At 48.4% G+C, this 15505-nt stretch carries 15 protein-coding genes, 1 rRNA gene and 1 other annotated feature; of the genes, 14 read left to right on the forward strand and 2 right to left on the reverse strand.

Going from position 1 to position 15505, the window contains the following annotated elements:
• Positions 1-60: 60 nt before the first annotated feature.
• Positions 61-1254 (forward strand): Rne/Rng family ribonuclease, encoded by a 1194-nt coding sequence (locus tag DMN77_RS15175; RefSeq protein WP_179015597.1) that lies wholly within the window; start codon positions 61-63, stop codon positions 1252-1254.
• A 265-nt stretch (positions 1255-1519) separates the two neighbouring features.
• Here DMN77_RS15175 and DMN77_RS15180 read toward each other — a convergent pair whose 3' ends face one another.
• Both DMN77_RS15180 and DMN77_RS15185 read right to left on the reverse strand, forming a co-directional pair.
• Positions 1520-2380 (reverse strand): EamA family transporter, encoded by an 861-nt coding sequence (locus tag DMN77_RS15180; RefSeq protein ID WP_068778117.1) that lies wholly within the window; start codon positions 2378-2380, stop codon positions 1520-1522.
• 22 nt (positions 2381-2402) lie between these two features.
• Positions 2403-3350, reverse strand: a complete 948-nt coding sequence (locus DMN77_RS15185) for a metallophosphoesterase family protein (RefSeq protein ID WP_068778116.1) — start codon at positions 3348-3350, stop codon at positions 2403-2405.
• Between the two features lie 573 nt (positions 3351-3923).
• On the opposite strand from DMN77_RS15185, the gene DMN77_RS15190 reads away from it, so the two are divergent.
• The 13 genes from DMN77_RS15190 to DMN77_RS15250 all read left to right on the forward strand — a co-directional run.
• Positions 3924-4709: a DeoR/GlpR family DNA-binding transcription regulator gene (locus tag DMN77_RS15190; protein WP_068778115.1), complete on the forward strand. Its 786-nt coding sequence runs from the start codon at positions 3924-3926 to the stop codon at positions 4707-4709.
• Between the two features lie 176 nt (positions 4710-4885).
• Positions 4886-4969: a sequence feature (ribosomal protein L21 leader region), on the forward strand.
• A gap of 13 nt (positions 4970-4982) precedes the next feature.
• Positions 4983-5294 (forward strand): 50S ribosomal protein L21, encoded by a 312-nt coding sequence (rplU, locus tag DMN77_RS15195; protein WP_068778114.1) that lies wholly within the window; start codon positions 4983-4985, stop codon positions 5292-5294.
• Between the two features lie 13 nt (positions 5295-5307).
• Entirely contained in the window at positions 5308-5640 is a 333-nt protein-coding gene (locus tag DMN77_RS15200) for a ribosomal-processing cysteine protease Prp (RefSeq protein ID WP_068778113.1), read from the forward strand.
• Between the two features lie 19 nt (positions 5641-5659).
• Positions 5660-5971: a 50S ribosomal protein L27 gene (gene rpmA, locus DMN77_RS15205; RefSeq protein WP_068697198.1), complete on the forward strand. Its 312-nt coding sequence runs from the start codon at positions 5660-5662 to the stop codon at positions 5969-5971.
• A 191-nt stretch (positions 5972-6162) separates the two neighbouring features.
• Complete coding sequence (locus DMN77_RS15210) at positions 6163-6939, forward strand: Spo0B domain-containing protein (protein WP_179015572.1); 777 nt, start codon at positions 6163-6165, stop codon at positions 6937-6939.
• Positions 6930-8243 (forward strand): GTPase ObgE, encoded by a 1314-nt coding sequence (gene obgE / locus DMN77_RS15215; protein ID WP_179015573.1) that lies wholly within the window; start codon positions 6930-6932, stop codon positions 8241-8243. The genes DMN77_RS15210 and obgE overlap by 10 nt, the downstream gene beginning before the upstream one ends.
• 238 nt (positions 8244-8481) lie before the next feature.
• The gene (locus tag DMN77_RS15220) at positions 8482-8919 is read left to right on the forward strand and encodes an ACT domain-containing protein (RefSeq protein WP_068778110.1); all 438 of its coding nucleotides are present in this window, start codon (positions 8482-8484) and stop codon (positions 8917-8919) included.
• Between the two features lie 46 nt (positions 8920-8965).
• On the forward strand, positions 8966-10252 hold the full coding sequence (locus DMN77_RS15225) for a homoserine dehydrogenase (RefSeq protein WP_068778109.1): 1287 nt from the start codon (positions 8966-8968) through the stop codon (positions 10250-10252).
• A 69-nt stretch (positions 10253-10321) separates the two neighbouring features.
• Positions 10322-11296 carry a homoserine kinase gene (gene thrB / locus DMN77_RS15230; protein ID WP_179015574.1) on the forward strand — a complete coding sequence of 325 codons (975 nt, stop codon included), beginning with the start codon at positions 10322-10324 and terminating at the stop codon, positions 11294-11296.
• A complete protein-coding gene (gene pheA / locus DMN77_RS15235; RefSeq protein WP_068778107.1) occupies positions 11293-12183 on the forward strand; it encodes a prephenate dehydratase in 891 nt (296 codons plus the stop codon). Before thrB ends, pheA begins: the two co-directional genes overlap by 4 nt.
• Entirely contained in the window at positions 12183-13061 is an 879-nt protein-coding gene (ilvE, locus tag DMN77_RS15240; RefSeq protein ID WP_068778106.1) for a branched-chain-amino-acid transaminase, read from the forward strand. Before pheA ends, ilvE begins: the two co-directional genes overlap by 1 nt.
• Positions 13062-13228: 167 nt before the next feature.
• Positions 13229-14935, forward strand: coding sequence for a LysM peptidoglycan-binding domain-containing protein (locus DMN77_RS23960; RefSeq protein WP_372775992.1), 1707 nt, complete (start codon positions 13229-13231; stop codon positions 14933-14935).
• 378 nt (positions 14936-15313) lie between these two features.
• Positions 15314-15505: ribosomal RNA gene (locus DMN77_RS15250) — 16S ribosomal RNA — on the forward strand; the annotation flags it as partial.

The following is a 15505-nucleotide window of genomic DNA, read 5'->3' on the forward strand; positions in this document are numbered from 1 at the left end:
ACTATATCATGTTATAATGGTAGAGCAGTTTTGATAGAAAGTAAGGCAAAGGGTGAGATGATGAAGCGAATGATTGTTCACTGCGGCCCTGATTCCACCCAAATGGCGCTGCTGGAAGACGGCAGATTGGTGGAGTATGCAGCAGAGAGTTCTCAGAGGCGGGGACTGGTGGGCAGCTTTTTTAAGGGCAAGGTTGTGAATGTTGTTCCTGGTATGCAGGCTGCTTTTGTTGATATAGGACAGAAGAAGAATGCATTTCTTTATATTGATGACTTGCTTCACCCGCATTTGGAGAGACAGCCGCGGCAAAAGCCGGCGATTACGAGCCTGCTCAAAGCAGGGCAAGAACTGATTGTGCAGGTTGTTAAGGATGCGTTAGGCAACAAGGGAGCCCGGGTTACAACTCATTATTCATTACCTGGAAGATGGCTTGTCTACATGCCTACTGCAGGGTATGTTGCTGTATCCAAGAAAATCGGACATGAAGATGAGAGATCAAGACTAAGAGCAATTGGTGAGGAATTGCGCACGGAAGATGAGGGACTTATTCTGCGGACGGTTGCGGAAAATGCGGAGCCAGCTTCGATCGCAGAGGACCTGGGCCTGCTTCGTGATCGCTGGAACCATATCAAGGACACAGCCAAGAAGATCGGTGCGCCAAGCCTGCTGCATCATGATCTTGGAATGGTTCAACGTCTTATGCGGGATATTTATAGTCCTGAGACGGACGAGCTGATTATGGATTGTCCAGAGCAGCTGGAACAGGCGAATGAATTTCTGGGTACGATGCTCCCGGGGAAATTCCCCAAGCTTACGGTATATGAGGGAGAGGACGGATTATTTGAGCATTATGGAATTCGTCAGCAGCTGGAGAAGGATTTCCAGCGTAAGATCTGGCTTCCGGGTGGCGGGTACATAGTATGGGATAATACTGAGGCGATGACCGTAATCGATGTGAATACCGGCCGCTTTACCGGCGGACAGACGCTGGAGGAGACGGTATTCCAGACGAATATGGAAGCCGCCAGGGAAATTGCCAGGCTGGTGCGGCTCCGCGATGCCGGAGGCATTATTATCGTCGATTTCATCGATATGGATCGGGAAGAGCATCAGAGTGAGGTATTGGACATGCTGGAATCGTCGTTGGACGGGGATCGTACACAACATCATGTTCTGGGATGGACCAAGCTAGGCCTGCTAGAGATGACCCGTAAGCGGGTGCGGGAAGAAAGTGTACTGCTGCTAACTGATTAGTCCATGTAGTGATTGTTTCTCTAATGAAACGTAGTACCGCTATTTACGTGAAATAAGGCCATCAGAAATTGTAACGAAACTGGGTATCGTTATATGAGCGAATTAGCAGCTTTTCGCCTGTAATGAGTCCGAATAACGATATAGAGTTTCGTTAGAATAGAATTCCTCTTGTTTTTGAGGAAATAGCGATTTACAGTTTCGTTATGTCAGAGGAAGGCGTTGAGAAAAAAAGAAACCACACTTCAAAACGAAGTGTGGTTTCTTTTTATCCTAATACTCCGATCATCAAAATGCCGCAGAAGATGATAATGGAGGTGGTGATTCTTCTTAAGCCTTGCTGCTCCTTCAGAAGCATAACTCCGAGGAAGGTAGCGAATACAGTTCCGATTTCTCGCAGCGGGCTGATATGAGCCATCGGCGCCTGCTGCATCGCAAACAGGAAGAGCAGATATGAACCGGGGTTCAGGAACGCACCGAGAAGGATGGTGTTGCGGTTTGTCTTCCATTCTCGCTTCAACGCCTTCGACCTTAACACGAGTGGGGTCAATCCGGCCACAAAGCCGATATTGGTCACTTCAAGCAGGGCCAAGGGGGAGATATTCCCCAGATTCAACTTATCTACGAAGACATAGCTGGTAGTACACAGTCCTACTAAGAGCGCCAAAGCGAAGGGCTTCAGATTTTGCGGTTGTCTGTTGGCGGTTTGCTTGTGTCCGACACTGATACCACTTAGAACGAAGAATCCGCCGATCATAAGTATAATGCCGGTCCATCCGAATAACGACAAGGATTCCTTGAGAAATATGACCCCGATCAGCGGCACCAGCAATGTGCTTGTGCCCCGCATAATCGGATAAATCTGCGACAAATCGCCGAGTTCATAGGTTTTTGATAATAACCAGGAATATACCCCTTGTAAAAGAACGGATAACAATAATAATCCATAAGCGCCTAAGGATAGCGGGGTTTTCCAAAGTTCCACAATAAGTACGGGCAGAAGCAGAACTGAGGGGATCATCATGATCGTCCACAGGAAGACGCCCTTATTGATGCTGCGCTTCGTAAACAGGTTCCAGACTGCATGACACAATCCGGAGGCCAGAACTAGCAAGATAGGTATCACCATTTGTTATACAGCAGCCTCTCTATTATTTTGCATTTTCAGGTTGATGGATCGGTTGTTCAGTCACTGCTGTACCGTCCTCAAGACGCAGCCAGGTTGTGAAGTCCTTCTCTCCTTCAGTGAGACGAATGACGCGCGCCCCGCGCGGGAATCCTTCACGGCCATAGGTGTTGAAGCCTGTTGCCCGGCCGTAGCAGAGACGAATGCCGTAGAGGCTGCCGTGATAATCATTGACGTGGTCATGACCACAGAAGGTCCCGACGACATCTCCCATTTCAAGCAGCGTCGTAAACAGACCTGAATTCACAGGTGCGCTGCAGACGCGTTCGAATTTATTGCCGTAGCAGACCTGTGTATCCCACATCTCTTGGTATTCGGGAACCGGGATATGAAAGAAAGCAAGGGCTGGCGATTTCTCAGTCTGATACCCGGCATTAAGACGAGCCGATTCGCTGGCCAGCCAATGGATCTGATCCCGGCGCACCCAGTTATAGTACGGGACATGCTCCAGTGGCGATGTGCTCCCGGAGTCAAGAAAATACAAATGGAAAGCGGGATTACCTTTGGAATCGATCAATTCAATAGAATAATTGCCCTCACCATAAAGCTCTTCAGGACCGGCTTCGGCCACCGTATGCGGCTGGGATAAAACAACCTGCATAAGTTCTTTGCGGGTAATCCGATTCTCGGTATCATGGTTGCCGAAGACGACAGCCCATGGGATGCGGCGTTCTTCCACAACAGCTACAGCGTCGCTGAAGGCCTGTGCGGGATTTACGCATTCATCATTGTCATCCCCGGTATAGATAACATCCCCTGTAAATACGACGAGATCCGGGTGCTCGGTTTCTAATGCCAGCTCCATTAATTTGCGGGTGTGCTGGTCGGCCTCGGATCCATTTTTCCAGTGCAGATCCGTAAATTGTACAATTGTAAAGGTTCCATCCTGACGATAAGATAAGCGGCGGCTCATAATGCCCCTCCTCATTGTTATGTTGTTGTTTCTTGTTTATTAATGTTGTTTTCGTGTTGATTCTATGCCTTGATAACACTTTTGTCAATCCTTTTATAGAAGTTTGTAAAATCTATGTAAATATGGGGAGATTGTAATCAAGAAACGAGCGGCAAACAGAGATGTGAAGTTTGACAAAATTTCCAAGTAAACGATACACTTAAAACAAAAACAACAACAAAACACATTAATGTGCGTGTGTAAAAGATTGATATTCAGCACCCATGCTCATATATTTGATGTCCGTTTCATTGAAACGATTCAGCTGGATGAAGCTAGGGACTGAGGAGCGGAACTATACGTTTTCGTAGAACACGACCGCGAAGGCCATTTGCTTGTAGTGAGTATGTGACCACCTGAGATCAATGGGATTACGCTTACCCCGATCATCCTGCTGTCCGACAGATGGAAACATGGCAACCTACATTCGCATTGCGGTCGTTCATTTTGAATGTTTCGACCGGTTTTCTTATCCAAAGCGGGCTTTGGATCCCCGCTAAATCATATAGCTTGTTGAATACAGGAGGGAACGACATGTCCTTAACCTATGAAGAGCGCCGTCAGACCATTCTCGCACAGCTAGGCAAAGAAGGTAAGGTCCAGGTACATGAATTGGCGGGAATATTTAACGTCTCCACGGAGACAATTCGCCGTGACCTGGATCGATTGGAAAGGGAAGGGAAATTACGCAAAGTATACGGTGGTGCTGTCCAGACCCGTTCGGAATGGATTGAACCAACCTTCATGAAGCGATCGCAAATGAATCACGCCGAGAAGCAGTCGATCGGCAAACTTGCGGCTTCGCTGGTTAGAGAAGGGGAGACCATTCTCCTTGATAATGGAACAACGACGCTGGAGATAATGCGGGAGCTGAAGCATCGTGCTGATGTGACCGTCATTACCAACTCCGTGCCAGTACTCACCTGTGCGCTGGAGGAATTCCAGGGAAGAATTATTTTTGCTGGCGGGGAGGTTAGCAAGCTTTGTCAGGCCTCCACAGATGCGATCGCCCACCATTTACTTGACCAGTTTAAGGTGAACAAGGCCTTTATTTCTGCCGGGGGCATCTCGCTGGTCGATGGAATTACCGAGTATAATCTGGAAGAAGCGCAAATGTCGCGGAAAATGATGCAGCGTACAGAGGAAGCTATTCTCGTTGCCGATCACTCCAAGTTCGGAGTTACGACCTTTGCGCAAATCGCTCCGCTGGAGCAGATCTCCATGATCGTTACCGATCCGGGCTGCTCGCAGGAATGGATCGATGCGTTAAACAAGCTGGATGTCGAGGTGCTGATCAGCAGCAGCGAAGCGACGGGGTGAACGGCTACACTAAAATTGAGGTATTAAATCACTTTGAAGCACGGTTGCTCTATCCTTGATTTTCTTCGATCGGTTTTCATATTAGCAGTGGACTTCCATGCTCCCTTTAAAAATAATTGATTTTCGTTTTTGTTCATGTTATCATACTATGGTATGTGTTATGAGGGAGTCTTGTACACATGCTGTAACCGCTCCGATCAGGTATGCAAGTCCGCTTTCTTGTAGAGCGGCACCTGAATTAGGCGAGTCTGAGACATGAGGAGGTGCAAGCAAATGTACGCAATTATCGAAACTGGTGGTAAACAATACCGCGTTCAAGAAGGCGATGTTCTTTACATCGAGAAATTGAATGCTGAGGACGGCGCAAGCGTGACGTTCGACCGTGTATTGGCAGTATCCAAAGGTGAAGGTTTGGTAGCGGGGGCTCCGTTGGTATCCGGCGCTAGTGTAACAGCGAAAGTTGAGAAGCACGGCAAAGGCCAAAAAGTAGTCGTTTACAAATACAAGCCTAAGAAGAACTACCACAAGAAACAAGGTCATCGTCAACCTTACACTAAAGTAACGATCGAGAAAATCCAAGCGTAAGAAGGTGCGGTAATTGATTATCGTGTCTATACTGCGTCAAAAGGATGACAACATCGTTGGTTTTAAAGTGTCCGGTCATGCTAATTACGACGATAGTGGGAAGGATATAGTATGTGCCGGAGTCTCGGCCATCACTGTTGGAACGGTTAATTCCATCGAGGAGCTCACAGGTACTGTGATGAAATCGAAGGTGAAGAGCGGCTTTCTGAATGCAAAGCTGCCAACGGATCTGAAGGCAGAGGTGTCGGAGCAGGTACAGCTGTTGCTCTCGTCTATGGTTGTAATGCTGAAGACAATCGAGGATTCATACGGAACGTATATTCAGATACAGAACGTTATTACTTGAAGAAGGAGGTAGATGGACAATGTTGAAATTAGATCTTCAGTTGTTCGCTTCGAAGAAGGGCGTAGGTTCTACAAAGAACGGACGCGACAGTATTGCTAAGCGCCTTGGCGTTAAGCGTGCGGATGGTCAAGTTGTAACTGGCGGAAGCATTCTCGTTCGTCAACGCGGAACGAAAATTCACCCAGGTACTAATGTAGGCATCGGCAAAGACGATACGCTGTTTGCAAAAGTTGACGGCGTAGTGAAGTTCGAACGTTGGGGCCGCGACCGTAAAAAAGTGAGCGTCTACCCAGTGGAAGTTGCTCCAGTAGCAGCTGCAGTCGAAGCTTAAGAACTTTGCTAATATAGCGAAGGTTTACAAAGTCCTTGGCACCTAGATGCCAAGGACTTTTTGATTTTATAGACGGCATTTTCTACCAGAACTGACTGGAGAATAAGCGTTTTCGGACAAGGATTGTGATATACTGTGTATATATCGAGTTGTAATGATTTTACTTAATCTGTGCAGAAACGAGGAAGGTTATGAAACGTCGATTCGCGATTCCGACTCTTTTCGCAGTGATTGTGCTGACTTGTCTAACTTCCATGTATTTCATTCAATCTATAACCGGATTTATCCTTATCAGTCTATGTTTGTTAATTTTATTTCAGGGCTATATCAGATATATCCAAAGACGGGCTGCAGATGAGCGCAAGCATTTACTGGAATCGGTACAGAGGACGGCCACAGCTACGCTGGGTCATCATCGCCATGACTGGATGAATGATCTGCAGCTGATTTACGGCTATTTGAAGCTTGGAAAATATGATAAACTGGGTAGCTGTGTGGAAAGAATAAAAGATCAAATGGCATTAGAGAGCAAAATATCAAGGCTGGGTGTTCCGGCGCTCGTATTCTTTCTGCAATCCTTCCGTGAGGTGAACAGATCAATCGATCTCAAAATAGAGATCAGGGATGAACTGCAGCTGGATCATATGCTCCAGGTTGAGGATGCTGAAGAGTTGACGGAAGCGATTGTGGAGACGATTAAGAAGTTCCAGTTCATAGGGCGCTCCTCATGGGATGAAGTCTTGGAGCTTCGCATGAGCCTGTATCAGGAAAATGGTGAGGTTATTGCCGCTTTCTATCCAGAGGTAGAGGCGGACAACGCTGAGAAATTGCATCGATATATCGATGAATGGCAGCGTGACAGACGGGTTCAAGTGGAGCGGATGGAATCAAACCGCTTCTCCTGTAGATTAAGAGTACCGCTGAAGGCTTCAGTGCAAAATACAAATGAGGTGAACGCATGTTTGTAGATAAAGCGAAAGTATATGTAAAAGGAGGCGACGGTGGAGATGGGATCGTCGCTTTCCGACGTGAAAAGTATGTTCCGGAAGGTGGTCCGGCCGGCGGAGATGGCGGCAAAGGGGCGGACGTTATTTTTCGCGTTGATGAAGGTTTGCGTACGCTGATGGACTTCCGGTACCAACGCCATTTCAAGGCGCCGCGTGGCGAGAAGGGACGCAACAAAAGCCAGAACGGTGCTAATGCTGAGAATATGATCGTAAGAATTCCTCCGGGTACTGTCGTCATTGATGATGACACGCAGGAAGTTATCGCGGACCTGACACGCCATGGTCAACAGGTTGTTGTAGCCAGAGGCGGGCGTGGGGGACGCGGAAATATCCGCTTTGCGACGCCGAATAATCCGGCTCCGGAACTCGCCGAGCATGGAGAAGAGGGCCAAGAGCGCTGGGTCGTGCTGGAGCTGAAGGTTATGGCTGATATCGGCTTGGTCGGATTTCCGAGCGTAGGTAAATCTACACTGCTCTCGGTTGTATCTGCTGCGAAGCCAAAGATCGGAGCTTATCATTTCACAACGATTACACCGAATCTCGGTGTTGTAGATGTTGGTGATGGCCGAAGCTTTGTTATGGCTGACCTGCCGGGTCTGATTGAAGGTGCGCATGAAGGAGTCGGGCTGGGACATGAATTTCTGCGCCACATTGAGCGTACAAGGCTGATTATTCATATGATTGATATGGCCGGCTCTGAGGGGCGCGATCCCTTCGATGATTGGCAGAAGATTAATGCTGAATTGGATCAGTACAACGCTGAGCTGGCTAAGCGTCCGCAGATTATTGTTGCTAACAAGATGGATATCCCTGAGGCCGCGGACAACCTGAAGGAATTCCGCAAGCGGATTGGGGAGATTAACCCGGAGCTTGAAATTCTGGAGATGTCCTCATTGACCCGGCAAGGAGTTCAGGAAGTGTTGTATAAGGCCGCTGATCTGCTGGATCAGATCCCTGAAGAGCCGGCTGTCGAAGCGGTTGCTGAGCAGACGGAACGTAAGATCTATAAGTTGGATAAGAAGGAAGACAACAGCTTCACTATCCGCCGTGAGAACGAAATGTTCGTCGTGGAGAGCGAGACGATTGAGCGCATGATGAAGCGAATGCAGTTGAATACGCATGAGGCCATCCTGAAGCTGGCCCGCACCCTCCGCCATATGGGTGTGGATGAAGAATTGCGCAAACGCGGAGCTGAAGACGGTACAATTGTGCGGATCGGCGACTTTGAATTTGAATTTGTAGAGGGCAGCAGCTACTATTATTAATCATAAATGTACGCAGAAACGGGTACGTCTCCTGGAGGGGGACAGTAGCCGTTTTCTGTATACCTGGCTTCATCCAGCCTGATTGGTGCTGAGAGCCGGATTAATTGAAAACCCACACGCTAAGTTATTTTTAGATGTGTACCTACATAAATTACGCGAAAAATGGATTGCCGGAACGGTAGATTTCCGTTATAATGTCCACTATACAAAAACAGAAGTCTCTAAGGAGAGGACGTTTGTGAAGGAACGCTACTATTTGGTTCGTGAGGATATTCTGCCGGATGCTGTGATCAAGACGCTTCAGGTTAAGCAGCTGCTAGCCTCGGGGGACGTTAAGACGGTCAACGAGGCGGTGGCGAGAGTCGGGCTTAGCCGGAGCGCCTTTTATAAATATAAGGACGGAATCCATTTATTGAATCAGATTGAACGTGAGAGCATTGTCACGATATCGTTCGACCTGGAGCATCGTTCCGGTATTTTATCCAAAGTTCTGGGGCTGATCGCAGGCTCCGGGGGTAACGTACTTACGATAAATCAGAGTATCCCGCTGCAGGGTAAGGCGAATGTGGTTATTTCCGTAGAGACCTCGCGCTTGACAGAGGAACTGGATGAGATAATTAAGATGCTGCAAGGAACTCCCGGCGTAAGAAAGACGGAAATCGTCGGTCAAGGATAGGAATGAATCAATTCCCCCGATTAGGGGATATAGGAGGGGACAGCGAGTGAAATCAGTGAAGGTAGGTTTGCTTGGACTCGGTACGGTTGGAACTGGCGTCGTCCGTATCGTGGAAGGGCATCAGGAGGATTTGAGCAGTCAAGTAGGATCGCCGATCGTGATTGAGAAGGTTGCGGTGAAGAACATAGAGAAGACCCGCAGCATAGATATTGAGCGCAGCAAGTTGACGGAGGATCCTTGGGAAGTGATTCGTGATCCCGAGATCGATGTCATCGTTGAAGTAATGGGCGGCGTGGATCAGACGAAGGAGTACATTCTGGAAGCGTTGAACCGGGGCAAGCATATCGTCACAGCCAACAAGGATCTGATGGCGCTTTATGGAGCGGAGATTATGGATGTGGCTAGGGAGAAACAATGCGATATATTCTATGAAGCGAGCGTGGCTGGAGGGATCCCGATTATCCGCACGCTGATTGAGGGCTTCTCCTCGGATCGTATTATGAAGATCATGGGTATCGTGAATGGAACAACGAACTATATTTTATCAAAAATGAGCCAGGAAGGCGCTTCTTATGATGATGTACTGGCTGAGGCGCAGGAGCTTGGTTACGCTGAGGCAGACCCGACTTCGGATGTCGAGGGACTGGATGCCGCTCGTAAGATGGCCATTCTCGGTTCGCTTGGTTTCCGGACCAATGTGGATCTGCAGGACGTAGCCGTTCGCGGGATAACTGCAGTCTCTAAGGAAGATATACTGTATGCCAAGAGAATGGGCTATGAGATAAAATTGCTTGGCATCGCGGAACGGCAGGACGATGAGTACAGCATAAGTGTTGAGCCGACCATGGTGAAGCATAGCCATCCGATCGCTGCAGTAAATGGCGTGTTTAACGCAGTATATGTGTATGGCGAAGCGGTTGGAGAGACGATGTTCTACGGTCCCGGTGCGGGAGAAATGCCAACGGCGACTTCGATCGTTGCTGATCTGGTCGCAGTAATCAAGAATCAGAAGCTCGGGGTAAATGGCCTGAGAGCGATTGGTCCGTACAAACCTAAGAAGCTGAAGGACGATGAGCAAATCGCTTATAAAAATTACCTGCTGCTTCAGGTGGCCGATAAGGCAGGGGTACTGTCGAAGATCACTCAGGTATTCGCCGAATATGACGTAAGCCTGGAATCCGTCGTGCAGTCTCCAAATGCCAGCATGAGCGATGTGGAGATTATTATCGTTACCCATAATGCGAGCAAAGCGGCGATGAATAAGGTACTAAGCCACTTTGAATCGCTGGATGTTATCCGCAGGGTGAAGAGCGTGTACCGCGTAGAGGGCTAAGAGTAAGGAGCTTATAGATCATGAATAATTCCAAGATGATGATGGTTGACGATATGAAGGTGGTAGGTTATGAGTAGGGTTCGCAGCTCGGGCGTTCGGGTTCAGGTTCCGGCAAGTACAGCCAATTTGGGGCCGGGATTTGATACGCTAGGCATGGCATTATCCCTCTATTCATGGATAGAGATGAAGCCGGCCGATACAACGGTTTTTCATTTATACGGGGACAATTTGGATGGACTGCCGAAAGATAAAAGCAATCTTATTTATACTGTGGCGCAGACCGTATTTGCAGAAGCCGGAGTCCGGATTCCTGAACTGGAAATTTCGATGTACTCGGATATTCCGCTGACCCGTGGTCTGGGGAGCAGCGCATCGGCCATTGTCGGAGCGTTATATGCTGCCAATGCACTGATTGGCTCTCCATTGCCGCTTGCCCGTCTACTCGATATGGCTACAGCACTGGAGAATCATCCCGATAATGTAGGAGCTTCGTTATACGGCGGAATTATTACGGCTGTATGGGACGGGGCCCACGCCGATATATTGCGGATTGAGCCGCCGCAGCATTTGGAAGTTCTGGTGGCTATCCCGGAATTTCAATTGTCCACTTCCAAGGCGCGCGAGGCTCTGCCTAAGCAAGTAAGCCTGGGAGATGCGGTTTATAATATCAGTCATTCCTCGATGCTTGCCGCGGCCTTGGCCATGGGGAGGCTCGATCTTATCTCCGCGGCAATGCAGGACCGGTTGCATCAGCCTTACCGGGCTTCGCTTGTTCCCGGAATGACGCGAATTTTGGAGGAGGCTACGCAGCATGGAGCCCTGGGTACAGCGCTTAGCGGGGCTGGTCCTACCTTGCTCGCTTTGGTCGATGCACAGTCAGGACAGGGCGAGCAGTTGGAAGCTTTTCTTCTAAAGGTGCTCAAATCCCATGATATAACAGCAAGTACGCTTTGGCTAAAACCTTGCACACATGGAGCTAAGGAGCTTACTATGGATAAAGAAAGTTCATTATTGGATTATGTAAGAGGGGAAGTCAAGGCATGATACGAATAGCATTGTTGCCTGAGGGGACGGTGTCTCATGAGGCGGTTCTTCAGTTGTTTGGCGACGAGCCTGTAGAGCTGCTTCATTACAAACAGATCTCCGATGTTTTTCTGGCAACCGAGAATGGTCTTACGGATTACAGCGTGATTCCGATGGAGAATACGATTGAGGGCTCAGTGAGTTTGCATATGGATTGGCTTGTCCATGAGGTGGACGTTCCGATGCAGATCGAATGGGTCTATCCTTCCATTCAAAATTTGATTGGACGGCGTAGTGAATTGGTGGATACTGATGGAGAAATGGATTATTCCAGGGTGTCCCGAGTCCTGTCCCATCCGGTGGCGATGGCGCAATGCATGAAATTTCTTAAAGCGCATATGCCGCACGCAGAGCTGGAGAATGTGGGAAGTACAGCGGAGGCAGTTGAACTGGTGAAGCATAATCCAGGTGAAGGCTGGGCAGCCATTGGGACTAAGCTTGGGGCCAGACGGCATGGACTTGATGTGCTTGCCAGCAAAGTGACGGATCATGACAATAATTACACTCGTTTTGTGTTGATTGGTCCTAAGCCGCTGCCGGTTTTAGAAGAAGGCGCGCAAAGGAAGACCAGTATTCTGGTCACTTTGCCCGAGGATTTTCCGGGTGCGCTGCACCAAGTGTTATCTGCATTTGCCTGGCGCAAGCTGAATCTATCAAGAATTGAATCCCGTCCAACGAAGAAGAGGTTAGGCAGTTATTATTTTTATATGGATGTGTTGGCCGCACTGGATGCGGTATTGCTTCCCTCTGCTATAGAAGAGATCGAGGCCTTAGGATGCCAAGTCAGAGTGCTTGGTAGTTATCCTAGTTATTCTAGCAAAGTACTAAATTCGGAGGTGCAATATTAATGGCAGAACAATGGATTTATCTTAATGGGCAGTATGTGACGAAGGAGAAGGCAACCGTCTCTGTCTATGACCACGGCTTCTTATACGGTGATGGGATCTTTGAAGGTATCCGCATTTATAACGGCAATATCTTCAAATGCAAAGAGCATTTGGATCGTCTGTATGATTCGGCGAAGTCGATTATGCTGGAAATTCCGCTAAGCTATGAGGAAATGGAGCAAGCGCTGGTAGAGACACTGCGTCGCAATGAGATGCGCGATGGCTATATTCGCCTTATTGTCTCCCGTGGCCCAGGCAATCTGGGACTTGATCCTAATCGTTGCGAGAAGGCTTCTGTCATTATTATTGTGGAGCAGCTTGCGATCTACTCCGAGGAAGCATACAAGAACGGACTTAAGGCGGTATCCGTGTCGACGCGCCGCAATATCCCGGATGCGCTCAATCCAAAGATCAAATCGTTGAACTACTTGAATAATATTCTCGTTAAGATTCAATCGAACCTGGCCGGTGCCGGTGAAGCGATCATGTTGAATGCTCAAGGTTATGTTACGGAAGGGTCCGGGGATAATATTTTCGTAGTCAAAAATGGAACTATTACGACGCCACCGTGCTATCTTGGAGCGCTTGAAGGGATTACTCGTCAGGCGATCATCGAGATTTGTGAGAAGAAGGGCTGCAAGCTGAAGGAAGAGCCATTCACGCTGCATGATGTCTATGTGGCCGATGAAGTGTTCCTGACGGGCACGGCGGCTGAGGTTATTGCTGTTCGCGAAGTCGATGGACGGATTATCGGCAGCGGTCAAGCTGGCCCTGTAACCTTGAAACTGCTTGAAGAGTTCCGCAGCATCGTGGATCAAGACGGAGTGAAAGTCTGGTAATTCAATTCATAGAAGAGCTTCGCCTCCCTAGTGGATGGCGAGGCTTTTTTTGTTTTGCTTTTTTTATTTTCGTGGATGTCAAAACTAGGCTTTTTGCATAGGATGTATTAATTGGGCCCCGGGCGAATATCACGTACCGGAGAAGAAACCTAGGAGGTCTTTAGCGCGTGAAAATACACATCGTGAAAAAAGGCGATACATTATATGAGCTATCTCAAAAGTACAATGTACCGCTGCAGAAGTTAATTGAAGCCAACCCGCAGATCGCTAATCCAGATCAATTGAGCATCGGAGAGAAGATTAAAATTCCGGCTGGTGCAGTGCAGGTGGAAGGCGACGGCTACAAGCATGTTGCCAAACAAGGGGATACGCTCTGGAAGCTGTCCAAAGCCTGGGGGATCCCTCTGCAGACGCTGATCGATGCCAACCCGCAAATCAGTGATCCAAATGTGCTGAAGGTAGGAGATGTCGTCTTGATCCCGGTCAAGGGGGGAGGCGCGGCGAACCCGCCGGCACATAGCGGCTCGAATGTTGCTCCAGGAACGGGCGGGAAGAAGAATACAGCTCCGAAGCCAACGCCATTGCCAGCGCCGGCACCGGAAGTAAAGCCAGCTCCGCCTAAAGAGGAAATGACAAAACCGAAGCCAATCGCACCAGCTCCAAAACCAAATCCGAATCCGCCAGCTCCGAAGCCAATGCCAAATCCAAACCCGCCGATGCCAAATCCGAACCCACCAATGTCGATTCCCAATCCACCGATGCCTAATCCCAATCCGCCAATGCCTGCTCCAATTCAGCCAATCAAAGTAGAATTTGTGGAGCAGATTCAATTCCAGACGATCAAAAAAGAAGAGCCGTCATGCAAGCCAGTTCCTGAATGCCCGGATCCATGGACTTCGCCATTCTACTCCGTTGAGCCTTTTGGCGGCGGGGGAATGATGCATCCGTCTTCTCCATGTGGATGTGATGATCATACCGGACATATGACCCAACACGGACATCATACTCATCCTATGAAAGAAAACATGTCGATGCATGAAGAAATGCCAAGCGGGAATGTATCATCCTTCTATGATTTTCCGCAGCTGCCTAACCAAGGTCCGTCCACGATGGGCAATATGATGGATAATGGAGCTTCTATTGGAGGATATCCGGGAATCGGAAATGATTTTATGCATCACAACCATGAAATGATGGGTATGGGATGGGGGCCTATGGGCCAGGTAGACAATCAGCCATGGGTTCAGGAGCAAGGTCAAGGCGGTTGGCCGACACCGATGCCTTATAGTGACAATAATGCACAAGCCAATATGAGTTCTAATATGGGCCCTAATATGTCGCCTAACATGTCGCCTAACATGTCTCCAAATATGGCGCCAAACAGCCAATATCCAGGGGTATCGCCACAACATTGTGGACCGGGACCTGTGTGGCCAATGCATTCTTGCGGCTGTCATTATAGATATCCTTATGGATATGAATATCCGGTAAATTCGTTTGACCCTTCGTTCCAGGCTTACCCTATGAACTATAATTCTAATCCGGTTTTTGCAGCTTCAGGGGGACAACAACCTGTCTGGTTTGAAGGTGGATTTGGAACCTTTAATGAAACTAACCTTGAACGGGAACAGCAGGCGGGAGCTTTCAAAGAGGCAACAATCTCTGAGCAAAAAGAAAGCACAGAAACCTTGGAAGCTTCGAAGCCTCAGGCACAGACCAGGTCAAAAGGGAAAAAAGAAGTTAAAATTTCGGGAAGCTCAGCAAGTTCAGCAAGCAAGAAAAGCGGTAGCAAGCGCACTGGCTCGAAGTCGGGTGCCTCATCGCAGAAGAGCCGCGCGAGTTCTACACGGCGCAATCCTTGGGGGCAGAGATAAGAGAAGATCGAGAGTGGGGCAAAAAAGGATGCCCTGCTCTCGTTTTTGTTTGAATCCTGTTTAATTTGCAAAAAGGCTTGTACTGAGCAGTATTCTATGATATATTAATAACCCGTTGGACGATTAAATGATCGTTCACGGATGTGAAAAGTACAGGCTGTTTTTAATAAAAGGCTTCAAAAACTTTTTAAAAAAGAGCTTGCCTTTCACGGAACAACATGATATATTATAAGAGTTGCTGCTGAGAACGCAGCGACGCTAAAAACGAAGTTGATCTTTGAAAACTGAACAACGAGTGAGCGGGTTTCACGTCAAGTGAAATCTAAGAAATAAGTCAGATTCAAAATGAGCTAATCGCTCTTTTCAATGAGCAACACTTTATTGGAGAGTTTGATCCTGGCTCAGGACGAACGCTGGCGGCGTGCCTAATACATGCAAGTCGAGCGGACTTGATGGAGAGCTTGCTCTCCAGAGAGTTAGCGGCGGACGGGTGAGTAACACGTAGGTAACCTGCCTGTAAGACTGGGATAACTAGCGGAAACGTTAGCTAATACCGGATAATTTATTTTC

It is taken from the genome of Paenibacillus sp. 79R4, assembly GCF_013393165.1.
In the GTDB taxonomy this organism is placed as follows: domain Bacteria; phylum Bacillota; class Bacilli; order Paenibacillales; family Paenibacillaceae; genus Fontibacillus.

Excerpts from the sequence above, each read along its gene's own strand:
- DMN77_RS15175 (WP_179015597.1), top strand. The coding sequence starts at position 61 with ATGAAGCGAATGATTGTTCACTGCGGCCCTGATTCCACCCAAATGGCG.
- DMN77_RS15180 (WP_068778117.1), bottom strand. The coding sequence starts at position 2,380 with ATGGTGATACCTATCTTGCTAGTTCTGGCCTCCGGATTGTGTCATGCA.
- DMN77_RS15185 (WP_068778116.1), bottom strand. The coding sequence starts at position 3,350 with ATGAGCCGCCGCTTATCTTATCGTCAGGATGGAACCTTTACAATTGTA.
- DMN77_RS15190 (WP_068778115.1), top strand. The coding sequence starts at position 3,924 with ATGTCCTTAACCTATGAAGAGCGCCGTCAGACCATTCTCGCACAGCTA.
- rplU (WP_068778114.1), top strand. The coding sequence starts at position 4,983 with ATGTACGCAATTATCGAAACTGGTGGTAAACAATACCGCGTTCAAGAA.
- rpmA (WP_068697198.1), top strand. The coding sequence starts at position 5,660 with ATGTTGAAATTAGATCTTCAGTTGTTCGCTTCGAAGAAGGGCGTAGGT.
- DMN77_RS15210 (WP_179015572.1), top strand. The coding sequence starts at position 6,163 with ATGAAACGTCGATTCGCGATTCCGACTCTTTTCGCAGTGATTGTGCTG.
- obgE (WP_179015573.1), top strand. The coding sequence starts at position 6,930 with ATGTTTGTAGATAAAGCGAAAGTATATGTAAAAGGAGGCGACGGTGGA.
- thrB (WP_179015574.1), top strand. The coding sequence starts at position 10,322 with ATGAGTAGGGTTCGCAGCTCGGGCGTTCGGGTTCAGGTTCCGGCAAGT.
- pheA (WP_068778107.1), top strand. The coding sequence starts at position 11,293 with ATGATACGAATAGCATTGTTGCCTGAGGGGACGGTGTCTCATGAGGCG.
- ilvE (WP_068778106.1), top strand. The coding sequence starts at position 12,183 with ATGGCAGAACAATGGATTTATCTTAATGGGCAGTATGTGACGAAGGAG.